The 24,783-nt window shown below is 65.0% G+C and carries 28 protein-coding genes; 15 read left to right on the top strand and 13 right to left on the bottom strand.

All coding sequences use genetic code 11. From position 1 onward, the window contains the following. Positions 1–9: 9 nt before the first annotated feature. The 3 genes from AC19YT_RS21075 to AC19YT_RS21065 form a co-directional block, all read right to left on the bottom strand. Positions 10–1,275, bottom strand: a complete 1,266-nt coding sequence (locus AC19YT_RS21075) for an ABC transporter permease (RefSeq protein WP_095109675.1) — start codon at positions 1,273–1,275, stop codon at positions 10–12. 1 nt (position 1,276) lies between these two features. Further along, entirely contained in the window at positions 1,277–1,987 is a 711-nt protein-coding gene (locus AC19YT_RS21070; RefSeq protein WP_095109674.1) for an ABC transporter ATP-binding protein, read from the bottom strand. An 82-nt stretch (positions 1,988–2,069) separates the two neighbouring features. Further along, positions 2,070–2,642, bottom strand: coding sequence for a DUF2796 domain-containing protein (locus tag AC19YT_RS21065; RefSeq protein ID WP_500610925.1), 573 nt, complete (start codon positions 2,640–2,642; stop codon positions 2,070–2,072). Positions 2,643–2,764: 122 nt separating this feature from the next. Between AC19YT_RS21065 and AC19YT_RS21060 the strand changes: the two genes are divergently transcribed. Beyond that, entirely contained in the window at positions 2,765–3,118 is a 354-nt protein-coding gene (locus tag AC19YT_RS21060; protein ID WP_095109672.1) for a hypothetical protein, read from the top strand. Here AC19YT_RS21060 and trxA read toward each other — a convergent pair. The 3 genes from trxA to AC19YT_RS21045 all read right to left on the bottom strand — a co-directional run bounded on the left by trxA (position 3,115) and on the right by AC19YT_RS21045 (position 5,197). Continuing rightward, positions 3,115–3,987, bottom strand: a complete 873-nt coding sequence (trxA, locus tag AC19YT_RS21055) for a thioredoxin (protein ID WP_095109671.1) — start codon at positions 3,985–3,987, stop codon at positions 3,115–3,117. The genes AC19YT_RS21060 and trxA overlap by 4 nt on opposite strands. Positions 3,988–4,079: 92 nt before the next feature. Beyond that, complete coding sequence (locus tag AC19YT_RS21050; protein ID WP_500599273.1) at positions 4,080–4,736, bottom strand: class I SAM-dependent methyltransferase; 657 nt, start codon at positions 4,734–4,736, stop codon at positions 4,080–4,082. Further along, entirely contained in the window at positions 4,733–5,197 is a 465-nt protein-coding gene (locus AC19YT_RS21045; RefSeq protein WP_095109669.1) for a hypothetical protein, read from the bottom strand. The genes AC19YT_RS21050 and AC19YT_RS21045 overlap by 4 nt, the downstream gene beginning before the upstream one ends. A 130-nt stretch (positions 5,198–5,327) precedes the next feature. Between AC19YT_RS21045 and nrdR the strand changes: the two genes are divergently transcribed. The 12 genes from nrdR to AC19YT_RS20985 all read left to right on the top strand — a co-directional run bounded on the left by nrdR (position 5,328) and on the right by AC19YT_RS20985 (position 14,007). Further along, complete coding sequence (nrdR, locus tag AC19YT_RS21040; protein WP_176465121.1) at positions 5,328–5,792, top strand: transcriptional regulator NrdR; 465 nt, start codon at positions 5,328–5,330, stop codon at positions 5,790–5,792. After that, positions 5,789–6,922 (top strand): bifunctional diaminohydroxyphosphoribosylaminopyrimidine deaminase/5-amino-6-(5-phosphoribosylamino)uracil reductase RibD, encoded by a 1,134-nt coding sequence (ribD, locus tag AC19YT_RS21035; RefSeq protein WP_095109668.1) that lies wholly within the window; start codon positions 5,789–5,791, stop codon positions 6,920–6,922. The genes nrdR and ribD overlap by 4 nt, the downstream gene beginning before the upstream one ends. 45 nt (positions 6,923–6,967) lie before the next feature. Continuing rightward, complete coding sequence (locus tag AC19YT_RS21030; protein ID WP_095109667.1) at positions 6,968–7,633, top strand: riboflavin synthase; 666 nt, start codon at positions 6,968–6,970, stop codon at positions 7,631–7,633. A gap of 16 nt (positions 7,634–7,649) precedes the next feature. Continuing rightward, positions 7,650–8,741, top strand: coding sequence for a bifunctional 3,4-dihydroxy-2-butanone-4-phosphate synthase/GTP cyclohydrolase II (ribBA, locus tag AC19YT_RS21025; RefSeq protein WP_095109666.1), 1,092 nt, complete (start codon positions 7,650–7,652; stop codon positions 8,739–8,741). Between the two features lie 92 nt (positions 8,742–8,833). Continuing rightward, entirely contained in the window at positions 8,834–9,310 is a 477-nt protein-coding gene (gene ribH, locus AC19YT_RS21020; RefSeq protein WP_095109665.1) for a 6,7-dimethyl-8-ribityllumazine synthase, read from the top strand. Further along, positions 9,307–9,807 carry a transcription antitermination factor NusB gene (gene nusB / locus AC19YT_RS21015; RefSeq protein ID WP_095109664.1) on the top strand — a complete coding sequence of 167 codons (501 nt, stop codon included), beginning with the start codon at positions 9,307–9,309 and terminating at the stop codon, positions 9,805–9,807. The genes ribH and nusB overlap by 4 nt, the downstream gene beginning before the upstream one ends. A gap of 18 nt (positions 9,808–9,825) precedes the next feature. Further along, positions 9,826–10,791: a thiamine-phosphate kinase gene (thiL, locus tag AC19YT_RS21010; protein ID WP_500610924.1), complete on the top strand. Its 966-nt coding sequence runs from the start codon at positions 9,826–9,828 to the stop codon at positions 10,789–10,791. Beyond that, a complete protein-coding gene (locus AC19YT_RS21005) occupies positions 10,788–11,291 on the top strand; it encodes a phosphatidylglycerophosphatase A family protein (RefSeq protein WP_095109662.1) in 504 nt (167 codons plus the stop codon). The genes thiL and AC19YT_RS21005 overlap by 4 nt, the downstream gene beginning before the upstream one ends. A 22-nt stretch (positions 11,292–11,313) precedes the next feature. Continuing rightward, positions 11,314–12,075: a substrate-binding periplasmic protein gene (locus tag AC19YT_RS21000; RefSeq protein ID WP_176465120.1), complete on the top strand. Its 762-nt coding sequence runs from the start codon at positions 11,314–11,316 to the stop codon at positions 12,073–12,075. A 104-nt stretch (positions 12,076–12,179) separates the two neighbouring features. Next, a complete protein-coding gene (ribA, locus tag AC19YT_RS20995) occupies positions 12,180–12,797 on the top strand; it encodes a GTP cyclohydrolase II (RefSeq protein WP_095109661.1) in 618 nt (205 codons plus the stop codon). Next, positions 12,794–13,213, top strand: coding sequence for an MFS transporter (locus tag AC19YT_RS20990; protein WP_500599279.1), 420 nt, complete (start codon positions 12,794–12,796; stop codon positions 13,211–13,213). The genes ribA and AC19YT_RS20990 overlap by 4 nt, the downstream gene beginning before the upstream one ends. After that, positions 13,213–14,007: a cobalamin-binding protein gene (locus AC19YT_RS20985; RefSeq protein WP_500610923.1), complete on the top strand. Its 795-nt coding sequence runs from the start codon at positions 13,213–13,215 to the stop codon at positions 14,005–14,007. The genes AC19YT_RS20990 and AC19YT_RS20985 overlap by 1 nt, the downstream gene beginning before the upstream one ends. Positions 14,008–14,175: 168 nt before the next feature. Here the strand turns inward: AC19YT_RS20985 and AC19YT_RS20980 are convergent, their stop codons facing one another. The 4 genes from AC19YT_RS20980 to AC19YT_RS20965 all read right to left on the bottom strand — a co-directional run bounded on the left by AC19YT_RS20980 (position 14,176) and on the right by AC19YT_RS20965 (position 19,338). Further along, complete coding sequence (locus AC19YT_RS20980) at positions 14,176–16,095, bottom strand: TonB-dependent receptor domain-containing protein (protein WP_500610922.1); 1,920 nt, start codon at positions 16,093–16,095, stop codon at positions 14,176–14,178. Between the two features lie 104 nt (positions 16,096–16,199). Continuing rightward, positions 16,200–18,098 carry a 1-deoxy-D-xylulose-5-phosphate synthase gene (gene dxs, locus AC19YT_RS20975; RefSeq protein ID WP_500610921.1) on the bottom strand — a complete coding sequence of 633 codons (1,899 nt, stop codon included), beginning with the start codon at positions 18,096–18,098 and terminating at the stop codon, positions 16,200–16,202. Between the two features lie 113 nt (positions 18,099–18,211). After that, on the bottom strand, positions 18,212–19,099 hold the full coding sequence (ispA, locus tag AC19YT_RS20970) for a (2E,6E)-farnesyl diphosphate synthase (RefSeq protein ID WP_095109656.1): 888 nt from the start codon (positions 19,097–19,099) through the stop codon (positions 18,212–18,214). Then, positions 19,096–19,338 (bottom strand): exodeoxyribonuclease VII small subunit, encoded by a 243-nt coding sequence (locus AC19YT_RS20965; protein WP_095109655.1) that lies wholly within the window; start codon positions 19,336–19,338, stop codon positions 19,096–19,098. Before AC19YT_RS20965 ends, ispA begins: the two co-directional genes overlap by 4 nt. 111 nt (positions 19,339–19,449) lie before the next feature. Here AC19YT_RS20965 and AC19YT_RS20960 point away from each other — a divergent pair, with 111 nt between their 5' ends. Both AC19YT_RS20960 and AC19YT_RS20955 read left to right on the top strand, forming a co-directional pair. Further along, positions 19,450–19,782, top strand: a complete 333-nt coding sequence (locus tag AC19YT_RS20960; protein WP_500610920.1) for a hypothetical protein — start codon at positions 19,450–19,452, stop codon at positions 19,780–19,782. Between the two features lie 95 nt (positions 19,783–19,877). Beyond that, positions 19,878–21,032, top strand: a complete 1,155-nt coding sequence (locus AC19YT_RS20955) for an MFS transporter (protein WP_500599317.1) — start codon at positions 19,878–19,880, stop codon at positions 21,030–21,032. Positions 21,033–21,037: 5 nt separating this feature from the next. Here AC19YT_RS20955 and AC19YT_RS20950 read toward each other — a convergent pair whose 3' ends face one another. From AC19YT_RS20950 to AC19YT_RS20940, 3 genes are all read right to left on the bottom strand, one after another. After that, positions 21,038–22,222: a GGDEF domain-containing protein gene (locus tag AC19YT_RS20950; RefSeq protein WP_500610919.1), complete on the bottom strand. Its 1,185-nt coding sequence runs from the start codon at positions 22,220–22,222 to the stop codon at positions 21,038–21,040. Between the two features lie 186 nt (positions 22,223–22,408). Continuing rightward, positions 22,409–23,857, bottom strand: coding sequence for a surface lipoprotein assembly modifier (locus tag AC19YT_RS20945; protein WP_500610918.1), 1,449 nt, complete (start codon positions 23,855–23,857; stop codon positions 22,409–22,411). Positions 23,858–24,001: 144 nt separating this feature from the next. Then, a complete protein-coding gene (locus tag AC19YT_RS20940) occupies positions 24,002–24,760 on the bottom strand; it encodes a Slam-dependent surface lipoprotein (protein ID WP_500610917.1) in 759 nt (252 codons plus the stop codon). Positions 24,761–24,783: the final 23 nt, after the last annotated feature.

Genomic DNA, 24,783 nt, shown 5'->3' with positions numbered 1-24,783 from the left:
GGTGTTTCCTCATAAACGAATGGACAGGCCATCGGCCAGGGATTGCCGGTAGGCGCGCCAGGCCGGCACGCTGCCCATCAGCACAGCGGCCGCCAGGATAGCGCCCATCAGCGCCCACTCATACTCGCTTGGCCAGGCCAGCGGCAGGTACAACCCATAGTTGGCCTGCACATAGCCTTGGGCGAGGGCGATGCCCAGGTACAGCAACCCCAGGCCCGCCGTGACCCCGGCCAACGCCAGGGCGAACGCCTCCAGCACCAGCAGGCTCGCGATGTGCCAGGGCCGCGCGCCCACCGAGCGCAGGATCGCCATCTCGCGGCGGCGTTCGTTAAGGCTGGTGAGAATTGCCGTGAGCATGCCGATCAACCCCGTCAGCACCACGAACAGCGACACCACGAACAGCGCCTTTTCGGCGGTGCCCATCAGGCTCCACAGCTCTTGCAACGCCACCCCCGGCAGGATCGCCAGCAGCGGTTCGCCACGGAACTCGTTGATTTCGCGCTGCACAGCGAAGGTGGAAATCTTGCTGTTGAGGCCGAGCATGAACGCGGTGATGGCCTGGGGCTTGAGGTCCATGTTGCGTGCCTGTTCGGCGCTGACCCGGCCTTTGCCCCGGGCGGGCATGCCGTTTTGCCAATCGATGTGGATCGCTTCCATGCCGCCCAGGCTGATATGCAGCGTGCGGTCCACCGGCGTGCCGGTGCGCTGGAGGATGCCGACCACGGTGAAGGGCTTGTCGTCGTGCTTGACCAGGCTCACCGCCGCCACGCCATGGGCCAGCACCAGTTGTTCGCCCAGTGTGTAATGCAGTGCCTGGGCCACTTCGGCACCCAGCACCACCTCGAACGGGTCGCTGGCGAAGGCGCGGCCATCGGCCAGCGCCAGGTGCTGCTGGCGCCCGTATTGGTAATGCTGGAAGTAGGCCTCGGTGGTGCCCATCACCCGGTAGCCGCGATGGGAGTCGCCCAGGGACATGGGGATCGCCCACTTCACTTTCGGGTGGCTGGCGAAGTGCTCGAAGCTGTCCCAGCGGATGTTGTTGGTGGCGTTGCCGATGCGAAACACCGAATACAGCAGCAGGTTCACCGAGCCTGAGCGGGCGCCGACGATCAAGTCGCTGCCGCTGATGGTGCTGGCGAAACTGGCGCGGGCCTCGGTGCGCACCCGCTCCACCGCCAGCAGCAGGCACACCGACAGGGCAATGGCGAACGCGGTGAGGGTCGCGGTAAAGCGGCGGTTTGCCAGGCTGGCCATGGCTAGGCGGAACAAGTACATCTCAAACCTCGCAGGGCGCGGCGGCGCGATTGAGTTCGGCCAGGGACAAGTGGCGGTCGAACAGCGGCGCCAGGCTTTGGTCATGGCTGACGAACAACAGGCTGGCGCCGGCCTCGCGGCATTCGGCGAACAGCAGGCGGATAAAGGCCTCGCGGGCGTCGTAGTCCAGGGCCGAGGTCGGTTCGTCGGCGATCACCAGCTCCGGTTGGCCGATCAGCGCACGGGCGGCGGCCACCCGTTGCTGTTGGCCGATGGACAGGGCATCGGCGCGCCGGCCCAGCAGGCTGGGGTCGGTCAGGCCCAGGTGCGCCAGCAGGGTGCTGGCGGCTTTTTCCACGCTGCCATGGCGCTGCGCGGCGCGGCGCGCGCGCAGCTTGGAGAAGTGGCACGGCAACTCGACGTTTTCACGCACCGACAAAAAGGGCAGCAAGTTGAATTGCTGGAAGATGTAGCCCGTGTGATCGACCCGGAAGCGGTCACGGGCGCCCGCCGCCAGCGCGGTCAACTCCTGGCCCAGCAGGCGGATGCTGCCGCTGTCGGGCTTCTGCACCCCGCCCAACAGGCCCAGCAGGGTGGTCTTGCCGCTGCCGCTGGGGCCTTTGAGAAACAGCGTCTGGCCGGGTTCCAGGCGAAACGCCGGGATATCCAGCAACTGCGGGTGGCCGGGCCAACTGAAACTCAGGTGGGAGAGTTCGATAAGCGCTTGGGTCATGGCGACGGGTTCTTGGTGGGTTCGGTGCAACCCCAGCCATCTTTGGGAGCAGGCCTGCTCCCACAGAGGGCTGGGTATGTTTTTAAAAGGTCAGCAGCGCAGCCTTGGCCGTGACTTCAACCCCTTGCTGGCCGCTCGGGCCGATGAGTTGTACCGCAATTTTCTGGGTGGCGGGGAAGGTCTTGAACAGATTGCCCAGGTCCAGGTGCTTCAACGCGGCGGGCGTGGCGCAGGTGAACTGGTAGTGGGCGTGGATTTCGCTGTGGTCGTGGTCGTGTTCGTCGCCCTCTGCATCGTGGTCGTGATCTTCGGCTTTGTCGCCGAACAGCGGGCTCTCCAACTCTTGGCTGGCCACCGTGCAACCGGCAGTGGCGGGCAAGCTGAACAGCGCCAGAGGTTGCGCCAGTTGCGCGTGCACGGCGGTGACCTTGGCCTTGTCGGCGTCGCTGCTGGCCACGTGCTCGAAACCCACCAGGTTCATCGCCGGGCTTTGTAGTTCCAGCTCCAGGGTCTTGCCATCCAGCGCCGCATTCAGGCGCGCGACCCCGTGTTCGTGGGCGCCGAGGCTGCCATGCTCGTGGTCGTGGGGGGCGGCGGCTTGGGCGGCCACCAGGGGCAACAGGGCAAACGGCAGGGCGAGAAGCAGACGGCGCATGGCAAGTCTCCGAGGGGAAATGTTATGTAATCTTATAACGATTGGTCGCGGAGTGTGCCCCTCTGCTTGGCGTTACGCAAGCTGCGTGGGAGCATGCCCGCCACAAATATGAGGCAGACCCTATGTTGCGGATTCGTGGAAGCATCGGCGATTGGCCGGTGGATTTGACCCTGGAACTGGATGAGCAAGACTGGGCGCGCCTGGGTGGCCAGTTGCAGGTGGAAAAGGTCGAGGCAGCCGCGCCGGCCGCCAGCACGGCGGGCAAACCGGTGAACCAGGATGATGCCTTGTGGCTGATCGCCCAGGACCTGCTGCGCCAGGCCGGGCAGCTGAGCGGGCCGGATTTGCTGGCCCGGCTCGAAAGCCTGACCGGCAGCGCGGCGGCGGGTAAGCGCCTGTTGGTGCGCTTGCGCCATAGCGCCGGGGTCAAGGTGGTGAGCGGCGGGGATACGCCGCTTTATAGCTGGGTGGACTAGTACAGCGCGGCGAACAGCTTGCGCCGGTAGGTGGTCACTAACGGGTGATCGTTGCCCAGCAGGAGGAACACTTGCAGCAGGGTCTTGTGGGGCAGGCCTTCGCTGTAGCTGCGGTTGCGCACGAACAGCTTGAGCAACGCTTCCAGGGCCGCTTCGTACTGCTGGCGCGCCAGTTGCTGGATCGCCAGTTGATACGCCGCTTCATCGTCCTGCGGGTTTTGCGCCAGGCGGGTTTTCAGGTCGGCGGCGTCCGGCAGGTCGGCCGCTTGGCGCAGGAAGGTGATTTGCGCCTTGGCCCCGGCCAGCGCGGCTTTGTGCTCGTCGCTCTTGACTGCGTCGAGCACGGTTTGTGCCTCGCCCAATTCGCCCCGTTCGGCGAGGCAACGGGCGTAGAGAATCAGCGCGCCGGCGTGGGTGTTGTCTTCTCCCAGCAGCGCTTTGAGCGCGGCTTCGGCGTCGGCGAAACGGCCGCTGTCGAACAAGGCCTGGGCCTGCTCGAAGGGGTCGGCCGCCGCCGGTGGTGGCATTTGCACATGGGGTTCGAGCAGGGCGCGCACAGCCGACTCCGGCTGCGCCCCGGCAAAGCCGTCCACCGGTTGGCCATCCTTGAACAGCACCACGGTGGGCAGGCTGCGAATGCCGAAGCGGGCGACGATGTCTGCCTCGGCATCGCAATCGACCTTGGCCAACAGCAACGCACCCTGATAGCTCTCGGCGATCTGCGCCAGCATGGGCATCAGCGCCTTGCACGGCGCGCACCACTCGGCCCAGAAATCCACCAGCACGGGTTTATGGAACGACGCCTCGATCACCGTTTGATCGAAGTCGGCAGTGGTGGCGTCGAAGATGTAGGGGGTGTCCTGGCTCATGGGGCAATCTCGCAAAACGTGGATGGGCGCACTATACGGCGTGGCGGGGGGTGGCCGGTAGGTCGAGTGGCTGCGGCGAAACCCTGTAGGCGTTAGCTGCGCTGCGCGTGGTAAAGGCTGACATGGCGGAATTCTTCCGGTTCGGCCAGGTCCGGCAGGGTCATGGCCTGGAGCATCAGCAGGCGGGTGTACAGCGGGTGGCGAAAATCCCGTACCCGCGAGTCGGCCACCAGGGCTTCGCGGCCGCGGCTCAAGAAGGCGTCGAGCAGCGGCAGGTTGGCACGGTCGTACAGCACATCGGCGACCAGGATCAGGTCGAAGCGGTCGGCTTCGGCGAAAAAATCCGTCGAGTAGCCCAGGGTCACGCCGTTGAGCGCAGCGTTGGCTTGGCACGCGGCAAGCGCCAAGGGGTCGAGGTCGCAGGCCACCACTTCCAGCGCCCCGGCCTTGGCCGCGGCAATCCCTGCCACGCCGGAGCCGGCGCCGAAATCCAACACGCGCTTGCCGCGCACCCACTGCGGGTGTTGCGCCAGGTAGCGCGCCAGCGCCAGGCCACTGGCCCAGCAGAAGCTCCAGTACGGCGGTTCATGGAGGATGCGCCGGGTTTCTTCCGGGCTGAAGGCGCGGTCCATGTTGTCGCCATCGATCAGCCACAGCTTGAGGTCGGTGCCCGGCAGCGGGCAGGGCACCAGGCGCGCGTCCCCCAGCAATTGAGCCAGGGCCTGTTGCAGGTCGAACGGTGCGGTCATGGCGCTTTGACGAGTTGCAGCGCGCCCAGGGCCTGGGTGGTGGGTTGCTCGATACGCAGCGCCGGCAGGTGCAGGATCAATTGCCCGGACTGGCTGGCGCGCCCACGCAACTCGACGCGCGCGCCACCGGGGAAGGCTTCGGGGTTGAAGCGCAGGCGAAACGGCAGGGCCTGGTTATTGCCGATCAGGCTGGAGCTGGCGAGCAACTGCTGCGGGCGGCCACGGTCGTCGATCACCAGCAGCGCCAGCTCTACTTCCGCCCCCGCCGGGACGTTTTGCAGGCTGCCGCTCAGTTCGCGCTGGAAGGCTGGCAACGGGCCGAGGTCGGCGGCGCTGTGGGCTTTTTTCTGCGCCTGGGTGCTGGCGGGGCCGGGCTTGGGTTCGGCGGGCTTGGGCGCCTCACTGCTGCACGCCGCCAGGAGGCCGACCAGACTGAGCAAAACGAGGGGACGTAGCGGCATGTGAAGCTCCAGCAAAGCGAAGTGTTGTGTGCGGTACAGCGTAGCCCGTCTGTATACCGCAAAGCCTATGGCTTGTCTTGCCACCGGGATGCGCTACCATGGCCCTCCCTTTTTTTTGTTGCCTGCCACCATGCACTGTCCCTTCTGCGGTGCCAACGACACCAAGGTCATCGATTCCCGTCTGGTCGCCGAAGGCGATCAGGTCCGCCGCCGCCGCGAATGCCTGGCCTGCGGTGAGCGCTTCACCACGTTTGAAACCGCCGAACTGGTGTTGCCGCGCCTTATCAAGAGCGATGGCAGCCGCCAGCCGTTCGACGAAGAGAAGCTGCGCGCCGGGATGCTGCGCGCCCTGGAAAAACGCCCGGTGAGTGTCGAGCGCCTGGAGTCGTCCCTGGCCCACATCAAGCACAAACTGCGCGCCACCGGCGAGCGCGAGGTCAAGTCCCTGGTGGTCGGTGAACTGGTGATGGCCGAGCTGCAAAAGCTGGATGAAGTCGCCTATATCCGTTTCGCCTCGGTGTATCGCCGCTTCCAGGACCTCAACGAGTTCCGCGAAGAAATCGATCGCCTGGCCCGGGAGCCCGCCAAAGAATGAGCCTTTCTCCAGAGCAAGCCGTCCTCGACGCCCACTACATGGCGCGAGCCCTGGAATTGGCGCGCAAAGGCCTCTACACCACCCACCCCAACCCCCGTGTCGGTTGCGTGATCGTGCGCGACGGCGAGGTGGTCGGCGAAGGCTGGCACGTGCGCACTGGCGAGCCCCATGCCGAAGTCCACGCCCTGCGTGCCGCTGGCGCCAAGGCCCGCGACGCCACGGCTTACGTCACCTTGGAGCCGTGCAGCCATCACGGCCACACGCCGCCCTGCGCCGATGCGCTGGTGACGGCCGGGGTGGCGCGGGTGGTCGCGGCCATGCAGGACCCCAACCCGGAAGTCGCCGGGCGCGGTTTGCAGCGCCTGGCCCAGGCCGGGATCGCGGTGCACAGCGGCGTGCTCGAAGGCGAAGCGCGGGCGCTCAACCGCGGTTTTCTCAAGCGCATGGAACACGGTTTACCCTTTGTGCGGGTCAAGTTGGCCATGAGCCTGGATGGGCGCACCGCCATGGAAAGCGGCGAGAGCCAATGGATCACCGGCCCTGCCGCGCGGTCGGCGGTGCAACGCCTGCGGGCCGAGGCCAGCGTGGTGCTGACCGGCGCCGACACCGTGCTGGCCGACGACGCGCGCCTGACCGTGCGTGCCGCCGAACTGGGCCTGGACGCTGAAAACACCGCCCTGGCCATGAGCCGCCCGCCGCTGCGGGTGCTGGTGGACGGGCGCCTGCGGGTGCCGCTGGACGCGCCGTTCTTCAAGGCCGGCCCGGTACTGGTCGCCACCTGCGTGGCCATCGAGGAGCAATACGCCACTGGGCCGGAGTGCCTCATCGTGCCGGGCCTTGAAGGCCAGGTCGATTTGCACGCGTTGCTACAGGCACTGGCCGCCCGGGGCGTCAACGACGTGCTGGTGGAAGCGGGGCCGCGCCTGGCCGGGGCCTTTGCGCGCCAGGGCCTGGTGGACGAATACCAGATATTCATCGCCGGCAAGTTCCTCGGCTCCACCGGTCGGCCGTTGCTCGACTGGCCGCTGGCGCAGATGAAAGACGCGCCGCAGCTGAAAATCACTGAAATGCGTGCGGTCGGCGATGACTGGCGGGTCACTGCGATCCCGCTGCCGAACGCAGGCGTATAATCGCGGCCTTTGGCCTGGCGCAGGCCTGTTCTCGAGGAGAACCCCATGTTCACCGGCATCATCGAATCCATCGGCAGCATCCGCGCATTGACCCCCAAGGGCGGCGATGTGCGGGTCTATGTTGAAACCGGCAAGCTCGACCTGGGCGACGTCAAACTGGGCGACAGCATCGCCGTCAACGGCGTGTGCCTGACCGCGGTGGAACTGCCCGGCGACGGTTTTTGGGCCGATGTCAGCCGCGAAACCCTGGACTGCACCGCGTTCCACCAGTTGAAGGCCGGCAGCCGGGTCAACCTGGAAAAAGCCCTGACCCCCACCACCCGCTTAGGTGGGCACCTGGTCAGTGGCCACGTTGACGGCGTGGGCGAGGTGATTGCACGGGAAGAAAACGCCCGCGCCATTCAATTTCGCATCCGCGCGCCCAAGGAACTGGCCAAGTACATCGCCCACAAAGGCTCGATCACCGTCGATGGCACCAGCCTGACGGTCAACGCAGTCAATGGCGCTGAATTCGAATTGACCATCGTCCCCCACACGCTGGCCGAGACCATCATGGCCGACTACCGGCCGGGGCGTGAGGTCAACCTGGAAGTTGACTTGCTTGCACGTTATCTGGAGCGCTTGCTGCTGGGCGATAAAGCCGCCGAGCCTGCCGCGCCCGGCAAGATCACCGAAAGCTTTCTAGCCGCCAATGGCTATCTCAAATCCTGAACCAAGGGGGTGCCGCGTGGCGCTCAATAGCATCGAAGAACTGGTCGAAGACATCCGCCAAGGCAAGATGGTCATCCTGATGGATGACGAAGACCGCGAGAACGAAGGCGACTTGATTATGGCCGCCGAATGCTGCAAGGCCGAAGACATCAACTTCATGGTCAAGCACGCCCGGGGCCTGGTGTGCATGCCCATGAGCCGCGAGCGCTGCGAACTGCTCAAGTTGCCGCTGATGTCGCCGCGCAACGGCTCGGGTTTCGGCACCAAGTTCACCGTCTCCATCGAAGCCACCACGGGCGTCACCACCGGCATTTCCGCCGCTGACCGCGCCCGCACCGTGCAGGCCGCCGCCGCCAAGGACGCCAAGGCCGAAGACATCGTCAGCCCCGGCCACATCTTCCCGCTGATGGCCCAGCCGGGCGGCACCCTGGCCCGCGCCGGCCACACCGAGGCCGCATGCGACCTGGCGCGCATGGCCGGGTTCGAGCCCAGCGGCGTGATCTGCGAAGTGATGAACGACGACGGCACCATGTCCCGCCGCGCGGAACTGGAGGCGTTCGCCGCCGAGCACAACATCAAGATCGGCACCATTGCCGACCTGATCCACTACCGGATGATCCACGAACGTACCGTTCAGCGGATTGCCGAGCAGCCGCTGGACAGCGAACTGGGGCAGTTCAACCTGGTGACCTACCGTGATTCGGTCGAAGGCGACGTGCACATGGCCCTGACCCTGGGCAACATCTGCGCCGAAGAACCGACCCTGGTGCGCGTGCACAACATGGACCCCTTGCGCGACCTGCTGCTGGTCAAGCAACCAGGGCGTTGGAGCCTGCGGGCCGCCATGGCCGCAGTGGCCCAGGCCGGCAGCGGCGTGGTGCTATTGCTCGGCCACCCCCTCGATGGCGATGTGTTGCTGGCCCATATCCGCGAAACCGCGGACCAGGCGCCGGCGAAAAAACCGACCACCTACAGCATTGTCGGGGCCGGTTCGCAGATCCTGCGGGACCTGGGCGTGCGCAAGATGCGCCTGATGAGCGCGCCAATGAAATTTAATGCGATATCCGGTTTCGACCTGGAAGTTGTAGAATACGTGCCCTCCGAATAAAGGCCGGGCGTTTTCCGCCCCTTGTTCGCGGTTCAAATATCACCGAGGGACGCGCAAAAAGGCGCGTCCCGGCTCTTTAAGAGATTTGTCGAATGACCCTCAAGACCATCGAAGGTACCTTCATCGCCCCCAAGGGCCGCTACGCGCTCGTCGTTGGCCGCTTCAACAGCTTCGTGGTTGAAAGCCTGGTCAGTGGCGCCGTTGATGCCCTGGTTCGCCATGGCGTGAGCGAAAGCGATATCACCCTGATCCGCGCCCCGGGCGCCTTCGAGATTCCGCTGGTGGCGCAGAAAGTCGCGCAAAAGGGCGAATACGCAGCGATCATCGCCCTGGGCGCAGTCATTCGCGGCGGCACTCCGCACTTTGAATACGTGGCAGGCGAATGCACCAAGGGCCTGGCCCAGGTGTCCATGGAGTTCGGCGTGCCGGTTGCGTTTGGCGTGCTGACTGTCGACTCCATCGAGCAAGCCATCGAACGTTCCGGCACCAAGGCCGGTAACAAAGGCGCCGAAGCTGCCCTGTCCGCCCTGGAAATGGTCAGCCTGCTGGCGCAGTTGGAGGCCAAGTGATTAGCGACGAAAGCGATCGTTTCAACCCGCGCGATCCGAAACCTGCGGACGCTGGCAAGCCATCCAAGAGCGTCAAGCGTCGCGAGGCCCGTCAGCTCGCGACCCAAGCGCTGTACCAATGGCACATGGCCAAAACTTCGCTGAACGAAATCGAAGCGCAGTTCCGGGTCGATAACGACTTCACCGATGTCGACTCCGGCTACTTCCGCGAGATCCTGCACGGCGTCCCGGCCAACAAGACCGAGATCGACGAGGCCCTCGCGCCTTGCCTGGACATCACCATCGAAGAGCTGGACCCGGTTGAACTGGCGGTGTTGCGCCTGTCCACCTGGGAACTCATCAAGCGCGTCGATGTGCCTTACCGTGTGGTCATCAACGAAGGCATCGAGCTGGCCAAGGTCTACGGTTCCACCGACGGCCACAAGTTCGTCAACGGCGTGCTCGACAAACTGGCCCCGCGCCTGCGTGAAGCCGAAGTGAAGGCGTTCAAGCGCTGATTGGCGCTGGCGTGCGCCATGGGCGAGTTTGAGCTGATCCGTCATTACTTCGCCGCCGCGCCTTGTGCGCGGGCCGGCGAGGGCGTGGCACTGGGGATCGGCGACGACTGCGCCCTGCTGGCGGTTCCCCCCGGGGAGCAGTTGGCCATTTCCACCGATACCCTGGTCGCCGGCGTGCATTTTGCCGATCCGTGCGAGCCTTTGCTGCTCGGCCAGCGCTCGCTGGCCGTGGCGGTCAGTGACCTGGCTGCCATGGGCGCCACCCCCATTGCCTTTACCCTTGCCCTGACCCTGCCGACGGTGACCGCCGAGTGGCTGGACGCCTATGCCCGTGGTTTGAACCGCATGGCCCAGGCCTGTGGCGTGAGCCTGGTGGGCGGCGACACCACCCGCGGCCCGTTGAGCCTGACCCTCACAGTGTTCGGCCGGGTGCCCGCGGGCCAGGCCCTGACCCGCAGCGGCGCACGGGCGGGTGACCTGCTCTGCGTGGGCGGCGACCTGGGCCGGGCGGCGGGGGCATTGCCCCTGGTGTTGGGCCAGCGCGCGGCCGATGCGGCCATCGCCGAGCCCTTGCTGGCCCAGTACTGGTCGCCTCAGCCACAACTGGCGCTGGGCCAGGCGTTGCGGGGCCGGGCCACGGCCGCGCTGGATATTTCCGACGGTTTGCTGGCCGATTGCGGGCATATCGCCAAGGCCTCTGGCGTAGGCTTGCAGATTGAGCGCGAGCGTGTACCCCTAAGCCCGGCGCTGGTGGCGTTCCTCGGGCTGCAAGGTGCGCAGGCGGCGGCGTTGAGCGGTGGTGACGATTACATCCTGGCCTTTACCCTGCCGGCTGCCGAACTGGCGCCGTTGCAGGCCCAGGGCTGGCCGGTGCACGTCATCGGCCACGTGGTGGCGGGGCAGGGCGTGACGCTGCTGGACGCCGCCGGACACGACATCACCCCGGCAACCCGGGGCTATCAACATTTTCGGGAGACACCGTGACAGATCATCCCAATCAGGTTCCGGCAGAGTTCGTGCCGCCGTCGGTCTGGCGTAATCCCTGGCATTTCCTGGCCTTCGGCTTTGGCTCCGGCACGCTGCCCAAGGCGCCGGGCACCTGGGGTTCGTTAGTTGCGCTACCCTTCATCCCGTTATGGCAGATGCTGCCGGACTGGGGTTACTGGCTGATGCTGGGCATCACCATGCTGTTTGGCTTCTGGCTGTGCGGCAAGGTGGCCGACGATTTGCGGGTACACGACCACGAAGGCATCGTCTGGGACGAAATGGTCGGGATGTGGATCACCCTATGGCTGGTGCCCGAAGGCTGGTACTGGTTGCTGGCGGGTTTCTTGATGTTCCGCTTCTTCGACATTCTCAAGCCATGGCCGATTCGCTGGATCGACCGGCACGTGCACGGTGGCGTGGGGATCATGCTCGACGATGTGCTGGCCGGGGTGTTTGCCTGGTTGGCGATGCAGGGATTGGTGTGGTGTTTCGCCTGAGGGGCTGCTTGAGGAACCGAGCATGGGCAAGGCTGGATGCTGGCTGTTGATACTGATGTTGGCGGGTTTTAGCACCATGGCCCGGGCCGTTGACCCAGCGGTGCTGCCGCAGCAGATATTGCTGGCCAGCGAGGAGTGGGTCGATTACACCGACGCCAATGGTGGCGGCCTGGCCTGGGAGGTGCTACGCGAAGTCTTCGAGCCGGCCGGTGTGCGCCTGAACATCCGCACCGAGCCTTACACCCGCTCCGTGGGCTTGGCGCAATTGCGCGAGGTGGACGCCCTGGTCGGTTCCTACCGCGACGAGGCCGAAGGCGTGTTGTACCCGCGCTGGAATTTCGACTCCGACCACATCTACGCCCTTGGGCTGGCGACACTGCCGGCGCCAACCCTGGCGACTTTGGGCAAGTATCGCCTGGCCTGGGTGCGCGGCTACCGCTACGAGAACTACCTGCCCAACGTTCGTGCGTTCAACCAGATCGAGCGCCGCGACGGCATCCTGTCGATGCTGCGCCATGGCCGCGCCGACTTTTACATCGATGCCCTGACCGAGGTCGAATACGTCCAAGGCAAGGCCGCCGATCCGTCGCTCTACCGCCGCAGCCACTTGGCTGAACTGCCGCTCTACCTGGGGTTCGCCGACACCCCGCGCGGGCGGGCGCTAATGGCCTTGTACGATCAGCGCATGGCGGTGTTGGTCAGCAGTGGCCAGTTGCGCGGCATTTTCGAGCGCTGGAAACAGCCCTATCCGTTCGCGGACAGCGGCCTGCCGGGCGGGCAGTAATCAAACTTCTTGATCTTTATGGTCGGTAATTCAGCCTAAGCGCCTGTAGGAACCTGCTGTTACAATGCCGCCTCTGCGAATCACAACCAGATCAGGAGCACACGGTGCCCGTCGTTTTTGTCGCCGCTTCCAAGCTGCCAACCCCTTTTGCGCAATTCACCATGCACGGCTTCCTCGACGAAGCCACGGGCCGCGAGCATGTAGTGCTCAGCCTCGGTGAGTTCGACGATGGCGCCCCGGTTCTGGGCCGCTTGCACTCCGAGTGCCTGACCGGTGACGCCCTGTTCAGCCAGCGTTGCGACTGTGGCTCGCAACTGGAAGCCGCGATGCGCGCCATCGCCCGTGAGGGCCGCGGCGTGCTGCTGTACCTGCGCCAGGAAGGGCGCGGTATCGGTTTGCTGAACAAGATCCGCGCCTACGAACTGCAAGATGGCGGCGCCGACACCGTCGAAGCCAACGAACGCCTGGGCTTTGCCGCCGACCAGCGCGACTACGCCATCTGCCTGCCGATGCTCGAACACCTGGGGGTCAAATCCCTGCGCCTGATGACCAACAACCCGCGCAAGGTCAAGGCCTTGACCGATATGGGCATCACCGTCGCCGAGCGCGTGCCGCTGCACACCGGCCATAACCCGCACAACAAGCTCTACCTGGCGACGAAGGCCAGCAAGCTCGACCACATGATGGGCAACGAGCACCAGGGCGAGGTAGAAGGGGCGTGACCCGTGGTCAAGTTCGGCGGCGACTGGCCGTCAATTGGTGGCAATACCTGGCGCTGGCGTTGTTGCCGCTGTTCGTCATCAATGGCGTGTTCAGCCAGACCGACCCTGTATTGCCACTGCTGGCGATGCCATTTTTCATCGCTGGCATGGCTTCGATGTTTGTCAGCCTGAAGTTTTTCGGCGGTTTCAAGCACGCCTTGATCGATACCCACAAAGCCCTCGACACCCCTGAGGAGCCCGCAGCCTGGATCAACCTGGCGGCGCGCCGCCGCGTGGCATTCCTGGCCGCCTCGCTGCCGGCGTGGATCGGTGCCCTGGCCGTGTTCGTCGGCCTGGAAGCGATACCCGTGATGCTGCTGGCGCTGGCCAGCGCGGTGCTGTTCTACCTCTATCGCATTCCGCGCCAACTGGGTTGATGCGCTTCTGGTGGGTGGTCCTGCTGTTGGCCGCCAGCCCCTGGGCGGCGGCGCAACGGGTGGTCAGCCTGGCGCCGTCGCTGACGGAAATCGTCGTTGAGCTGGGCGCCGGCGACTTGCTGGTGGGTGTGCTCGATGCCGGTGAGCGCCCGGCCGGGCTCCAAGGCCTGCCATCCTTGGGCCGCTACGGCCAGTTGGACATCGAGCGCCTGCTCAGCCTGCAACCCGACTTGCTGCTGCTCTGGCCCGGCAGCGTTGGCCCGGCCCAGCGCGAGCAGCTCAAGCGCCTGAATATCCCGACCTTTGTCGCCGAACCCCATAGCCTCGAACAACTCATCCACCAGATCGACCAGATCGGCCAACGCCTGGGGCGCGCCGAACGTGGCCGCGCCTTGGCCGGCGAGCTGCGCCACCGGCTCGATGAGCTGCGCCAGCGCTATCACCGGGATGAACCGCTGCGGGTGTTCTACCAGGTCTGGGACCAGCCGCTGTACACCGTGGGCGGCGGCCAGATCATCAGCGATGCCCTGACGGTGTGCGGCGCGCGCAATGTGTTCGACGACCTCCCGCTGCCGGCCCCGCAAGTCAGTCTCGAAGCGGTATTGCAGCGCAACCCGCAGCTGATCCTGGCCAGCGACCAACGGCAACTGGACGCCTGGAAGGCCTGGCCGCAGGTAGCGGCGGTGGCCCAGGGGCGGTTGCTGCGGATCGCGGATAAAGGCCTGGAGCGGCCCAGCGGGCAGATGATCGAAGCCACCGCGCGCTTGTGCCAAGGAATTGCGGCGCAGCACTGAGGCCGCTTTAGCCGGTAGCCACCAACCCTCTGTGGGAGCAGCTGTCATTCGTCACCGCCACCCGGTGCCGCCATGGCGAGCAGGCTCGCTCCCACAGAGGAAAAATCCCCCCACACCACCGTTCAACCGTGGGAGCTGGCCTGCCCGCGATGAGCCCCGCAGCAACCCCTAAAGCTGCGGCGTCCAGGTCACGCCGAGCATCCAGGTCTGGCCTGCTTCGCGGTAGTTTTGGTTGTTCTTGAAACTCGGCTCTTGGTAGCTATAGCGGGCGCGGGCATAGTGCTTGTCCAGCAGGTTGTCGACCTTCAGTTGCAACGCCACCTCGCGGCTCAGTGCCCAACTGCCGCGCACGCCGAGCAACCCATAGCCACCCAAAACCTGCTGGTTTTTCTCGTCGTCGTAGCTGCCGCTCACCGCTTGCCAACTGGCGCCCAGGCCCAAGCGGTCGAACTGGCGGTCCAGGTCCAGGCTCAGGGTGCGCCGGGCGCGACGGGGCAGGGTGCGGCCGCTGTCGCGGTCACGCGGGTCGATGATCGACAGGCCCAGGCTGCCCTGCCAGCCGAACAGCTCTTGGGTGAGGGAGGCTTCAAAACCATTGATGCGTGCGGCGCTGACGTTTTGCGGGCCATTGCTGGCGAACACAATCGCGTCCTGGAGGTCGGTGCGGTACAGCGAGGCTTCTAATCGGCTGCTGTCGCTGAGTTGGCTGCGCCACTGCACTTCGTAGCTTTTGGAGGTTTCGGGCTCAAGGTCGGGGTTGCTGTTTTTCTGGTGGAAGCCGCCGGGGTAGAAATCGTCGGGGTAGTAAAGGTCATTGAAGGTCGGCGCCCGAAACCCTTCGCTGTAGCTCAGCAGCAGGTCATTGTCGGGGTTGAGCGGCAAGGTGAAGGTGCCGCTCCAACTGTTCTGGCTGCCGAATTGCTGGTTCTGGTCGTGGCGCAGGCCCAGTTCCGTGGCAAAGCCGTCGCCCTGGAAGCGATGCTGGATAAACGCCGCGCGGTTCCAGCGGCTGTCTTCGTTGAGGGCGGTGCTGCTGTTGACCCGGTCTTCGTACCAGTCACCGCCCAGGATCAGGCTGTTGCGCTCATCCAGGCTCAGGTCGTTCTGCCAGTTCAGCGAATCGCGGTAGGTGTTGAACACCGCGCGTTCGGTGCTGAGCTTGTCGAGGGTTTCTTCGCGGTTTTCGCTGTGGCCCAGTTCCAGGCGTGAACGCCAGGTGTCATTGAGCCGCGCGTCTACGTAGCTGCTGACGCCGCTGACGGTGAACTGGCTATAGGGTTTTTGTGCATAGCTCTGCTTGGTGCTCTCGTCGTAGCGCCCGAACGGGTTATCAAACTCACTCTTGCCGCGGTTATCCAGCACATTCAGGCCCGCTTCGAGGTCGTCGTCAAAGGCATGGCTGAGGCTGAAACTCAGGGCCTTGTTGCGGTAGGCGTCGTGGTCGCTGTCGCTGGCGAAGGACTGGTGCGTGCGGTCGATGCCAGCGGTGTCGTCGAGGCTGGCGCCGAGGTTGAAACGGGTCTGCGCATCGCCGCCAGACAACCCGAGGCTGCGTTCCCAGGTCTGCTGGCTGCCAAAGCCCAGGTGCAGGCGCGGTTGCAGGCCGGCGCCGTCGCCGCGGCGGGTGAAAATCTGGATCACCCCGCCAATGGCGTCGCTGCCGTAGATCACCGAGCGCGAGCCGCGCAGCACTTCGACGCGTTCGATCTGCTGGATATTGAGGTGTTGCAGGTTGCTGTCGCCGGAGGTGGCGTTGCCGATGCGCTGGCCGTCCACCAACACCAGGCTCTGCGCCGATTTGGTGCCGCGGATATAGATCGCTGGCAAACTGCCGCGCCCGCCGGCCTCGGCGACCTGCACGCCCGGTACGCGGCGCAGCAGGTCGGTGACGCTGCCTGGCTGTAGGCGGTCGATATCGTCGCGGGTGAACACGGTGTTGGCGGCGCTGCTGTCGTTGCGCGCCTGGACCTGGCGGTTGGCGCTAATCAGGGTGTCCGGCAGTTTCAGTGCGGCGTCGCGCTCGAAGGTGTCGGCGAGCAGGTCGGTGGCGGGCAGTAACAGCAGGGGCAGGAGGCGGTGCAGGTTCATGGCGATGTAGATCCCTCTTGTGGGCGCGAGCTTGCTCGCGATGGCGGCATGTCAGTCACCGCGCCCTCGCGAACAGCCTCGCTCCTACAGGGTTTTGCGTGGGGTCAGAGGCCCAGGAGCTCCAGGCGCTGGGCGATCGACGCTGCGATCCCGGCTTCGTCCAGGCCGCATTCGGCGAGCATCTGCGCAGGTTTGGCGTGTTCGACGTAACTGTCCGGCAAGCCCAGGTGCAGCATCGACTTGAGGATGTTTTCGCGGGCCAGGAATTCGCTGACCGCCGCGCCGGCGCCGCCCATGATGGCGTTTTCTTCGATGGTCACCAGCAGTTCATGGCGGGCCGCCAGGTCGCGTACCAGGGCTTCGTCCAGGGGTTTGACGAAGCGCATGTCGACCACGGTGGCGTCGAGCTTTTCTGCCACTTTCAGGGCCTCGGCCAGTTGCACGCCGAACACCAGGATCGCCAGGCGCGAGCCTTGGCGGCGCACCACGCCCTTGCCGATCTCGATGGGGTTGAGGTCTTTGCTGATGGCTGCATTCGGCCCCGAACCACGCGGGTAACGCACGGCGGCTGGGCCGTTATAGAGGTGGCCGGTGGTGAGCATCTTGCGCAGTTCGTTTTCGTCGCTGGGGGTCATCACCAGCATGCCGGGGATGCACCGCAGGTACGACAGGTCGAAGCTGCCGGCGTGGGTCGGGCCGTCTTCGCCCACCAGGCCGGCGCGGTCGATGGCGAACAGGACGTCGAGGTTCTGCACCGCCACGTCATGAACCAATTGGTCGTAGCCGCGTTGCAGGAAGGTGGAGTAGATCGCCACCACCGGTTTGGCGCCCTCGCAGGCCATGCCGGCGGCGAAGGTCACGGCGTGCTGTTCGGCAATCGCCACGTCGAAGTAGCGCAGCGGGAAACGTTCGCTGAAGGCCACCAGGTCGGAGCCTTCCTTCATTGCCGGGGTGATGCCCACCAGGCGTTGGTCGGCGGCGGCCATGTCGCACAGCCACTGGCCAAAAATGCTGGAATACTTCGGCCCGCTGGCGGTTTTCGGCGGGTTGGCCGGGGCGTCCAGGGGGTCGAGCTTGGTGATGGCGTGGTAGCCGATGGGGTCGATTTCAGCCGGGGCGAAGCCTTTGCCCTTCTTGGTGACCACGTGCAGGAACTGCGGGCCCTTGAGGTCGCGCATGTTGCGCAGGGTGGCGATCAGGGTCGGCAGATCATGGCCATCGATGGGGCCGATGTAGTTCCAGCCCAACTCCTCGAACAGCGTGCCGGGGACCAGCATGCCTTTTGCGTATTCTTCGGTGCGGCGGGCGATTTCCCAGGCGCCGGGCAGGCGCGAGAGAACCTTCTTGCTGCCTTCGCGCATGCTGGCGTAGGTGCGGCTGGAGAGGATTTTTGCCAGGTAGTTGGACAACCCGCCGACATTGCGCGAGATCGACATGTCGTTGTCGTTGAGGATCACCAGCATGTTGGCGTTCACTTCCGGCGCATGGTTGAGCGCCTCGAAGGCCATGCCGGCGGTCAACGCGCCATCGCCGATCACGGCAATTGCCTTGCGCTCACTGTTTTGCAGGCGGGCGGCAATGGCCATGCCCAGGGCGGCGCTGATGGAGGTGCTGGAGTGGCCGACGCCAAAGGTGTCGTACTCGCTCTCGGAGCGACGCGGGAAGGCGGCGATGCCGTCCTTCTGGCGCAGGGTGCCCATGCGCGCGCGGCGGCCGGTGAGGATCTTGTGCGGATACGCCTGATGGCCCACGTCCCACACCAACCGGTCGTCCGGGGTGTCGAAGACGTAATGCAGGGCGATGGTCAGCTCGATGACGCCCAGGCCGGCACCAAAATGCCCGCCGGTCTGGCCGACCGAATAGAGCAGCTCCAGGCGCAACTCATCGGCCAGGGTTTCGAGCTCGGCTTCACCCAACCGGCGCAGCCCGGCCGGCGTGTCGGCGCGGTCGAGCAGGGGCGTGGTCGGGCGTTTGCGGGGAATCTCATGAAACGTCGTGGGCATCAGGCGAATCGTTATAGGTATAGAAAGAGGCGGCAGTTTACCTGATGCATCGCAGGCTGCCCACGCGCAGCGCGGAACTTGGCCGATATGCGGTCAGGCGCGTGGGCGCCGCATCAGCTGCGGCGTTCGACGATGTAGCGGGCCAGATCGCGCAGCGGCTCGGCCGACGCGTCAAAGGGTCGCAGGGCATGCAGGGCCAGGTCGCGCAGTTCCAGGGCGTAGCCCTTGGCCGCCTCCAGGCCCAGCAGCGCCGGGTAGGTGGGCTTGTCGCGGGCGGCGTCGGCGCCTTGGCGCTTGCCCAGTGTGGCGGTATCGCTTTCGACGTCGAGAATGTCGTCCTGCACCTGAAAGGCCAGGCCGATGGCTTGGGCGTAGGTTTGCAGGGACTTGAGTTCGGCTTTCTCGGCCCGGCCGCTGGCCAGGGCGCCAAGCTTGACGCTGGCCTCGATCAGCGCGCCGGTCTTGTGCCGGTGCATGTATTCCAGGGCAGTCTGGTCGAGCTTGAGGCCGACCGAGCCGAGGTCGATGGCTTGGCCGCCGACCATGCCGGCCGGGCCCGCGGCCAGGGCCAGGGCGCTGACCATGCGCAGGCGGGTCTCGGCATCGGCGCTGTTCAGGCGCGGGTCGAGCAGGGCGCTGAAGGCCAGGCTCTGCAAGCCGTCGCCGGCGAGGATGGCGCAGGCTTCGTCGAAGGCTCTATGGGTGGTGGGCTGGCCGCGGCGTAGGTCATCGTCGTCCATCGCCGGCAAATCGTCGTGAACCAGGGAGTAAGCGTGGATCAACTCCACCGCGCACGCGGCGCCGTTGGCCTGCTCGGGCTCGCCGCCCATGGCCTGGCACGCGGCGTAGGCCAGCAACGGGCGCACGCGCTTGCCGCCATTCATTACGCTGTAGCGCATGGCTTCGTAGAGGCGGGCGAGTTCGGGGCTGGGGGCGATGAACAGGGTTTGCAGCGCGGCGTTGACCCGCGCCTGGCTGCTGGCCTGGTAGGCGGCGATCATTGCGGGTCTTCCGCGTCGAAGGGTTCCTCGGCCAGTTCGCCATCGCGTTCGAGCAACACCTGGACCTTCTGCTCGGCCTGGGCCAGCGCGGCTTGGCAATCGCGGGTCAGGCCGATGCCTTGTTCAAAGGCCGTCAACGAGTCTTCCAGCGACAGCTCGCCGTTCTCCAGACGCTCGACCAGCGTTTGCAGGTCAGCGAGGGATTGTTCGAAATCCAGTGCAGCTTTTTTGCGGGCCATGGCGGCTATCCCGGTTGACGTTAAACCGGCGCGACACTAGCAGACCAAGGGTTGTGGGGCAAATGGCGGGGATGATGGGTGGCATTTGATCGGCTCGTTAGGCGACCTCGTGTGGGAGCGAGCCTGCTCGCGATGGCGCTCTATCAGCCCCCGATGGAGTGGCTGAGCCACCGTAATCGCGAGCGGGCTCGCTTCCACAATGAGTTTGGGGGGCCGGATTTGAGCCCCGCCACGCTTTGGCGTAGGCTGGCGCCGCTCAGCCTGCCGCTCAGCCTGCCGCGCGGTTGGCGCGTTGGCTTTCTTTTGGCGATTGATACTTCCATGTTCCCTGACGTTGTCTGCCCGTTCCTGCACGTTATCCACCTCGGCGTCTCGCAAGAGCATTGCGTGAACAGCCGCCGCCGCAGCATTTTGTTCGCGTTCACCTTCTCTCCACACCGCTGAACCACCCCAGTTGTTGATGCGCCCGGCGTGGGCCTGAGCCTGCGCGGTGGGCGTTTGCCTGAAGGTTTTAGGAGTGAGTGGTAATGGCGATGTCGATCAATCGCGCGGTCTTGGCTGCGTTGATCCTGGGTGTGTCGGTGGTGGGCCTGTGCATCGGTGCGACGGTGCCGGTGGTGGCTTTGCGCTTGTATCAGGCCGGGGCGTCGAGTGTGCAGATCGGCCTGATGTCGGCGCTGCCGGCGGCAGGGATGATGCTTTCGGCTTTTATGGTGGATTGGGTGTGCCAGCGCCTGAGCCGGCGGCAGATCTACCTGTGGTGCTTCGCCGTGTCGGCCCTGAGCATCGCCGCGTTGCAATTGCCCGGCCAGGGCCTGCTGGGCCTGGGCGTGGCGCGGCTGGTGATGGGCGTGGCGGCGGGGCTGATTATCATCCTGGGCGAATCCTGGGTGAACGAAGTGGCGCTGGATGCCCACCGCGGGCGCACGGTGGCGGTCTACACCACCTGCTTCACCGTGTTCCAGCTGTTCGGCCCGGCAATGGTGGCGCTGTTCGGCACCGAAGGGGTGGAGGTGATCGCCAGTGTGCTCGCCTGCCACGTTGTGGCCTTTGCAGTGATCTGGCGCATTCTGCCCCATACGCCTTTGAGCGGCGCCCATGCCCAGAGCAAGTCGTTCTCGGTGCTGGGCTTTATCCGCGTGGCCCCGGCGCTGTGCATGGGCATCGTGTTCTTCTCGTTCTTCGATAGCGTGATTCTGTCGATGTTTCCCGTGTATGCCGCCGGGCATGGCTACGTCATCAAGGTGGCAGCGTTGATGGTCACGGTGATTTTGCTGGGCGACGCGGCGTTCCAATTCCCCTTGGGCTGGCTCTCGGACAAGGTCGACCGGCCGACGATTTACCTCGCCTACGGGGTGATCGCACTGGCCATTGGCCTGGGCTTGCCGTGGCTGATGGACTATCCGCTGCTGCTGTGGCCGAGCCTGGTGATCCTGGGGGCGGTGGCGGGCGGCATCTACACCTTGGCGATCATCCTGATCGGCCAGGGCTTCAAGGGTGCGGACCTGGTCACTGCCAACGCCAGTGCCGGGTTCCTGTGGGGCGTGGGCAGCCTGCTGGGGCCGCTGGTCAGCGGCGCGGCGATGGCCACTTCGGTCAATGGCCTGCCGCTGGCACTGTGCACGGCGGCCGTGCTGTTTGTGTGGCTGGCCCTGGGGTTGCTGCGCCGGGAAGTGGCGGTGGCGGCGGGCTAAGGCCCTTATGTGGGAAGGGGGCCGGTGTTGCCACTGACGCTGTCTGACGCCTTCTGCACCCGGTTGCGCCCGCTGCCCTTGGCGCTGTACAGCGCTTCGTCGGCCCGCGACAGCAGGCGTGAGAGGTCGTAGCCAGACTCGCGGCTGGTTACCACGCCAATGCTCACGCTCAGCAGGCCCGGTTCCAGCAACGGTAATTGGGCGAAGCCCTGGCGGATGCGCTCGGCCACCTGCACGGCGGTGTGCTCGTCGGTATCGGCCAGCAGGCAGGCGAACTCTTCGCCGCCGATGCGCGCAAATACGTCCTTTTTGCGCAGTTTTTCCGCGCTGATGCGGCTAAAGGCAATCAGCGCCTCATCGCCGGTCTGGTGGCCGAAGGCGTCGTTGAGGCGCTTGAAGTTGTCCAGGTCGCACAGCAGCAAGGCCACCGGCTCGCCCCGACGTTGGCAATGGCTGAGCAGTTGCTCGCCGTGCTGCATGAACGCGCGGCGGTTGCCGATGCCGGTTAACGCGTCGCAATAGGCGGCAGCCTTAAAGCGTAACTCGGCGCGTTCCTTGACCATGGCCAGCGTGACGTAGGCGATGCCAACCACGTAGAGCATCGACTCGAACAGCATCAAGGAGAAAAACGGCACGCCCCTGCCCATCCCGGACAAGGCTTCCGTCAGCGGGAAACCCCGCTCGTTGATGGCGCGCACGATGTAAAACAGCGTGTGAAAAAGGGTCAGGACCAGCGCCGGCATATAGGCCACTTCCCACTGCTGGCGGTTGCGCCACAGTTCATGGGCGGTCAGCAGGCAATAACCCACCGTCAGCAGCGAATACACCGACACCCGCACTGCCATCGACTCGCGAAAAAACGGCCACTGATACAGCACCAGCCACACCACAGCCCCCGCGACAATTCCCGGCACATAAGGCGCGCGCCCAGCAAACACGCGCATCGCCGTCCAGTTCATCCCCGCGCCGAGCAGCAAAATCACATTGCCCAGCACCAGTGGGATCAGGTCCATGCCGGTGTCGCGCAAACTCACCAGCACCACCCCCACCCCGGCTAACAGCATCATTGCGCCCAAGTAACCCAGGCACCGCTCGCGGGTTTCCCGCAGCCAGGCATGCACCGTCAACAGCCCCATCAGAAAAAAAATGAAGACCGAAGCCACCAGCAGGGTAGGAATATGCAGCGCCATGTGCGGGGTTTCCGTTGAGCGTCATCGCGAGGGCAACCCGCAAGACCTGTCGGGAGCAGGGAGAGCGCAGGTGTCAACGGCAGTGTTGGCACTTTGGCATCACCCGGCGGATTGTAGCGGTATGGGGTGGGGGATGGGTGGGGAGTTTTGCTGGCGGGGTGCGGCGGGCCGCCGCCCCCACCCGCTCTAGAACGCTTTCTCCAACTTCAAACTCACACTGTTTTTGTCGTAGCTATAAAACCAATCAACGTTGCTCTGCACCTTGTTGTACTTGACCGTCAGGCTGGGGATGAGGTCGTACACGGCCAGGCGTGGGGCGCGGAGGATGAAGGTGTAGGCTTGTTCGTCGTCGTTGCGTCGGGCATCGAAGATTGAGCTGTAGGCGTCGTATTGGCGTTTGCGGTAGGAGGCGAAGAGTACGGCGCTGGCGCCGACCTCGAAGTCTTTGGCCACGCCCAGGCGCAGGCCTTTTTGCAGGTAGGCGACGGTGCGGTCCTGGGCGTCGCGGTCGGTGATGTCGACGCCGCCGAATAGGGTCCAGCGCTGGGGCAGGGCTTGCCACAGGGTGGCGTAGACCGAACGGGTGGCGCCGTCGTTGTCGGTGTTGATGTCGTGCTTGTAGGCCATGTCTTTGTACTCGCCTTCGAGCTTGAACAGGCGCGTGGCGCTGAGGGTGTGCAGCCACTCGCCGCGCAGGCCCCAGGCGTCGTACATGGCGTTGTCGCCGATGCTGTTGAACTCGAACGAGGGGCCTACGGAATATTGGTTGCGCCCATCGTGGTAGCTGTAGCCGGCGTTGGTGGTGAGGGTGCTTTCGTTGTATTTGCTTTGCGCGTCGTAGGCCTGGCCGTAGAGCAGCGCACGGGCGAAGACGCCATGGTGGCCGCTCAGGGCCATGCGTTTGTTGAGGGTGCCTTCGTAGTCCACGCCATGGGCGGACACCGCTTTGGGCAGTGAACGCTTGAGGTAGTAGGTTTCGTCGGGGGTGACCATGCGGTAGGTCACAGTGCTTTCGGAGGACTGGTTGAGGTTGTCGCTCCAGGTCGGGCCGATGGCGAAGGAGCCTTGCCAGGCTTCGCGGTTGTCCAGGGCCTGGAGGAAGCTGTCGACCGTTTTGCCCAGCCCCATGGCTTGGGCGTCGGCGGGGCTGAGGCCGCTGCTGATCTGCTGGAACGCGGTGTGTGCTTCGCGGTCCTTGCGGTTTTCAAACAGCACCCGCGCCAGCTCCAGGCGCCCGGGCAGGAAGTCGGCCTGCATCGCCAGCAGTTGGCGGTAGTCGCTTTCGGCCTGTTCCAGGTGCCCGTCGTTGCGCGCCAGTGCGCCATTGGCGTAGGCCACCAGCATGGCGTCGTGGCCGGGCAGGGCACTGTAGCGCTTGAGGTACTCGGCCGCCGCCGCCCACTGGCGACGCTCGATGGACAGGTACAGCGCGCGGCCCAGTTCATCGAGGTTGTTGCCCACGCTGTAGGTCTGGCCGTCGATGGTCAGCAGCGGCGCGTCGTGGCCGTTGGGCTGTTCATCCTTGAGCAACTCGCGCTCTTGTTCATTGGCGCGGTATTCGATGGTTTGGTTCAGGCGCAGGTTGGTGTCCTGGTCGGCACTCATCGCCGGGGCCGCGAGCAGCACCAGGGACATGGGCAGCAGGAGAAGGGTTAAGCATCGCATGCAAGGAAATGGGGGCATTACTGCGCTCTCGGGGTCGTTCTAAAACGCCAAAAGCAAGTGCCCGGAAGTTCAGGCACTTGCTCTGTGGTGCAACTTCAAACGGTGAGGCTTGGCTTACTTACGCACGCCACCGAAAGCGGTGTCGTAGTTGCGGTCGGCGAACTTGGCGATACCGGCCAGGGACGCGTTGGCGCCGGCGCCGAAGAAGCTGCCGGTGGTGGTGCCAACGATCGGTGCTGCGCCGGTGGCGAGGTTTTGCCCGACTGCCGCGCCGTTAAAGCTGGCGGTGGCGGTATCGATGTTGGCGGACAGTTGAACTTTCAATGCGCTGTTGGCCAGCGAACCGGTCAATTTCGGCGCTGCGGTGCCGAAGGTAGCGGTCAGGTCGCCGGACAGCAGGTTGGCGCCGGAGTAGTTGTTGATGCCCTGTACCGCGTAGGTCACGTTGGTGGTCGGCAGCACGCGGCCGGCGGTGTCGCCGGAGTAGTAGACAACGCGAGTCGGGTCGTTGGTGGCGCCGTTTTGCGACCACTCACCGTAGTAAACCTGTTGGGCCGCAACCTGTTTGAAGTCGAAGTTGCCCAGCGCCGAGTGGGAGGCCGGCATCATGGCGGGGGTGATGGTGGTGACGCCATTGGTGTCGGTTGCCACCATCCCTTTGAGGCCGCTGAACGGAACTTTTGCGCCGCCGTAGAAGGCCAGCACCCCCACCGCAGGCTGGCCAGGTGAGCTTGGGTAATTGGGCGATGTGGCGCCAGTACCGCCTACAACGATAGTGCCGGTGTAACTTTGCCCCGAGGCGCTGTCTGCCTGAGCAACGCCAGTCAAACCAAGAAGTGCCAATGCCAATACTGTGCAGTTAAAAGATTTCATTTCATTATCCATTGAGTGATTTA

Source organism: Pseudomonas sp. MF08875, from assembly GCF_059862525.1.
Note: the sequence above shows the minus strand (reverse complement) of the source record. Positions and strands in the feature narration are given on the sequence as shown.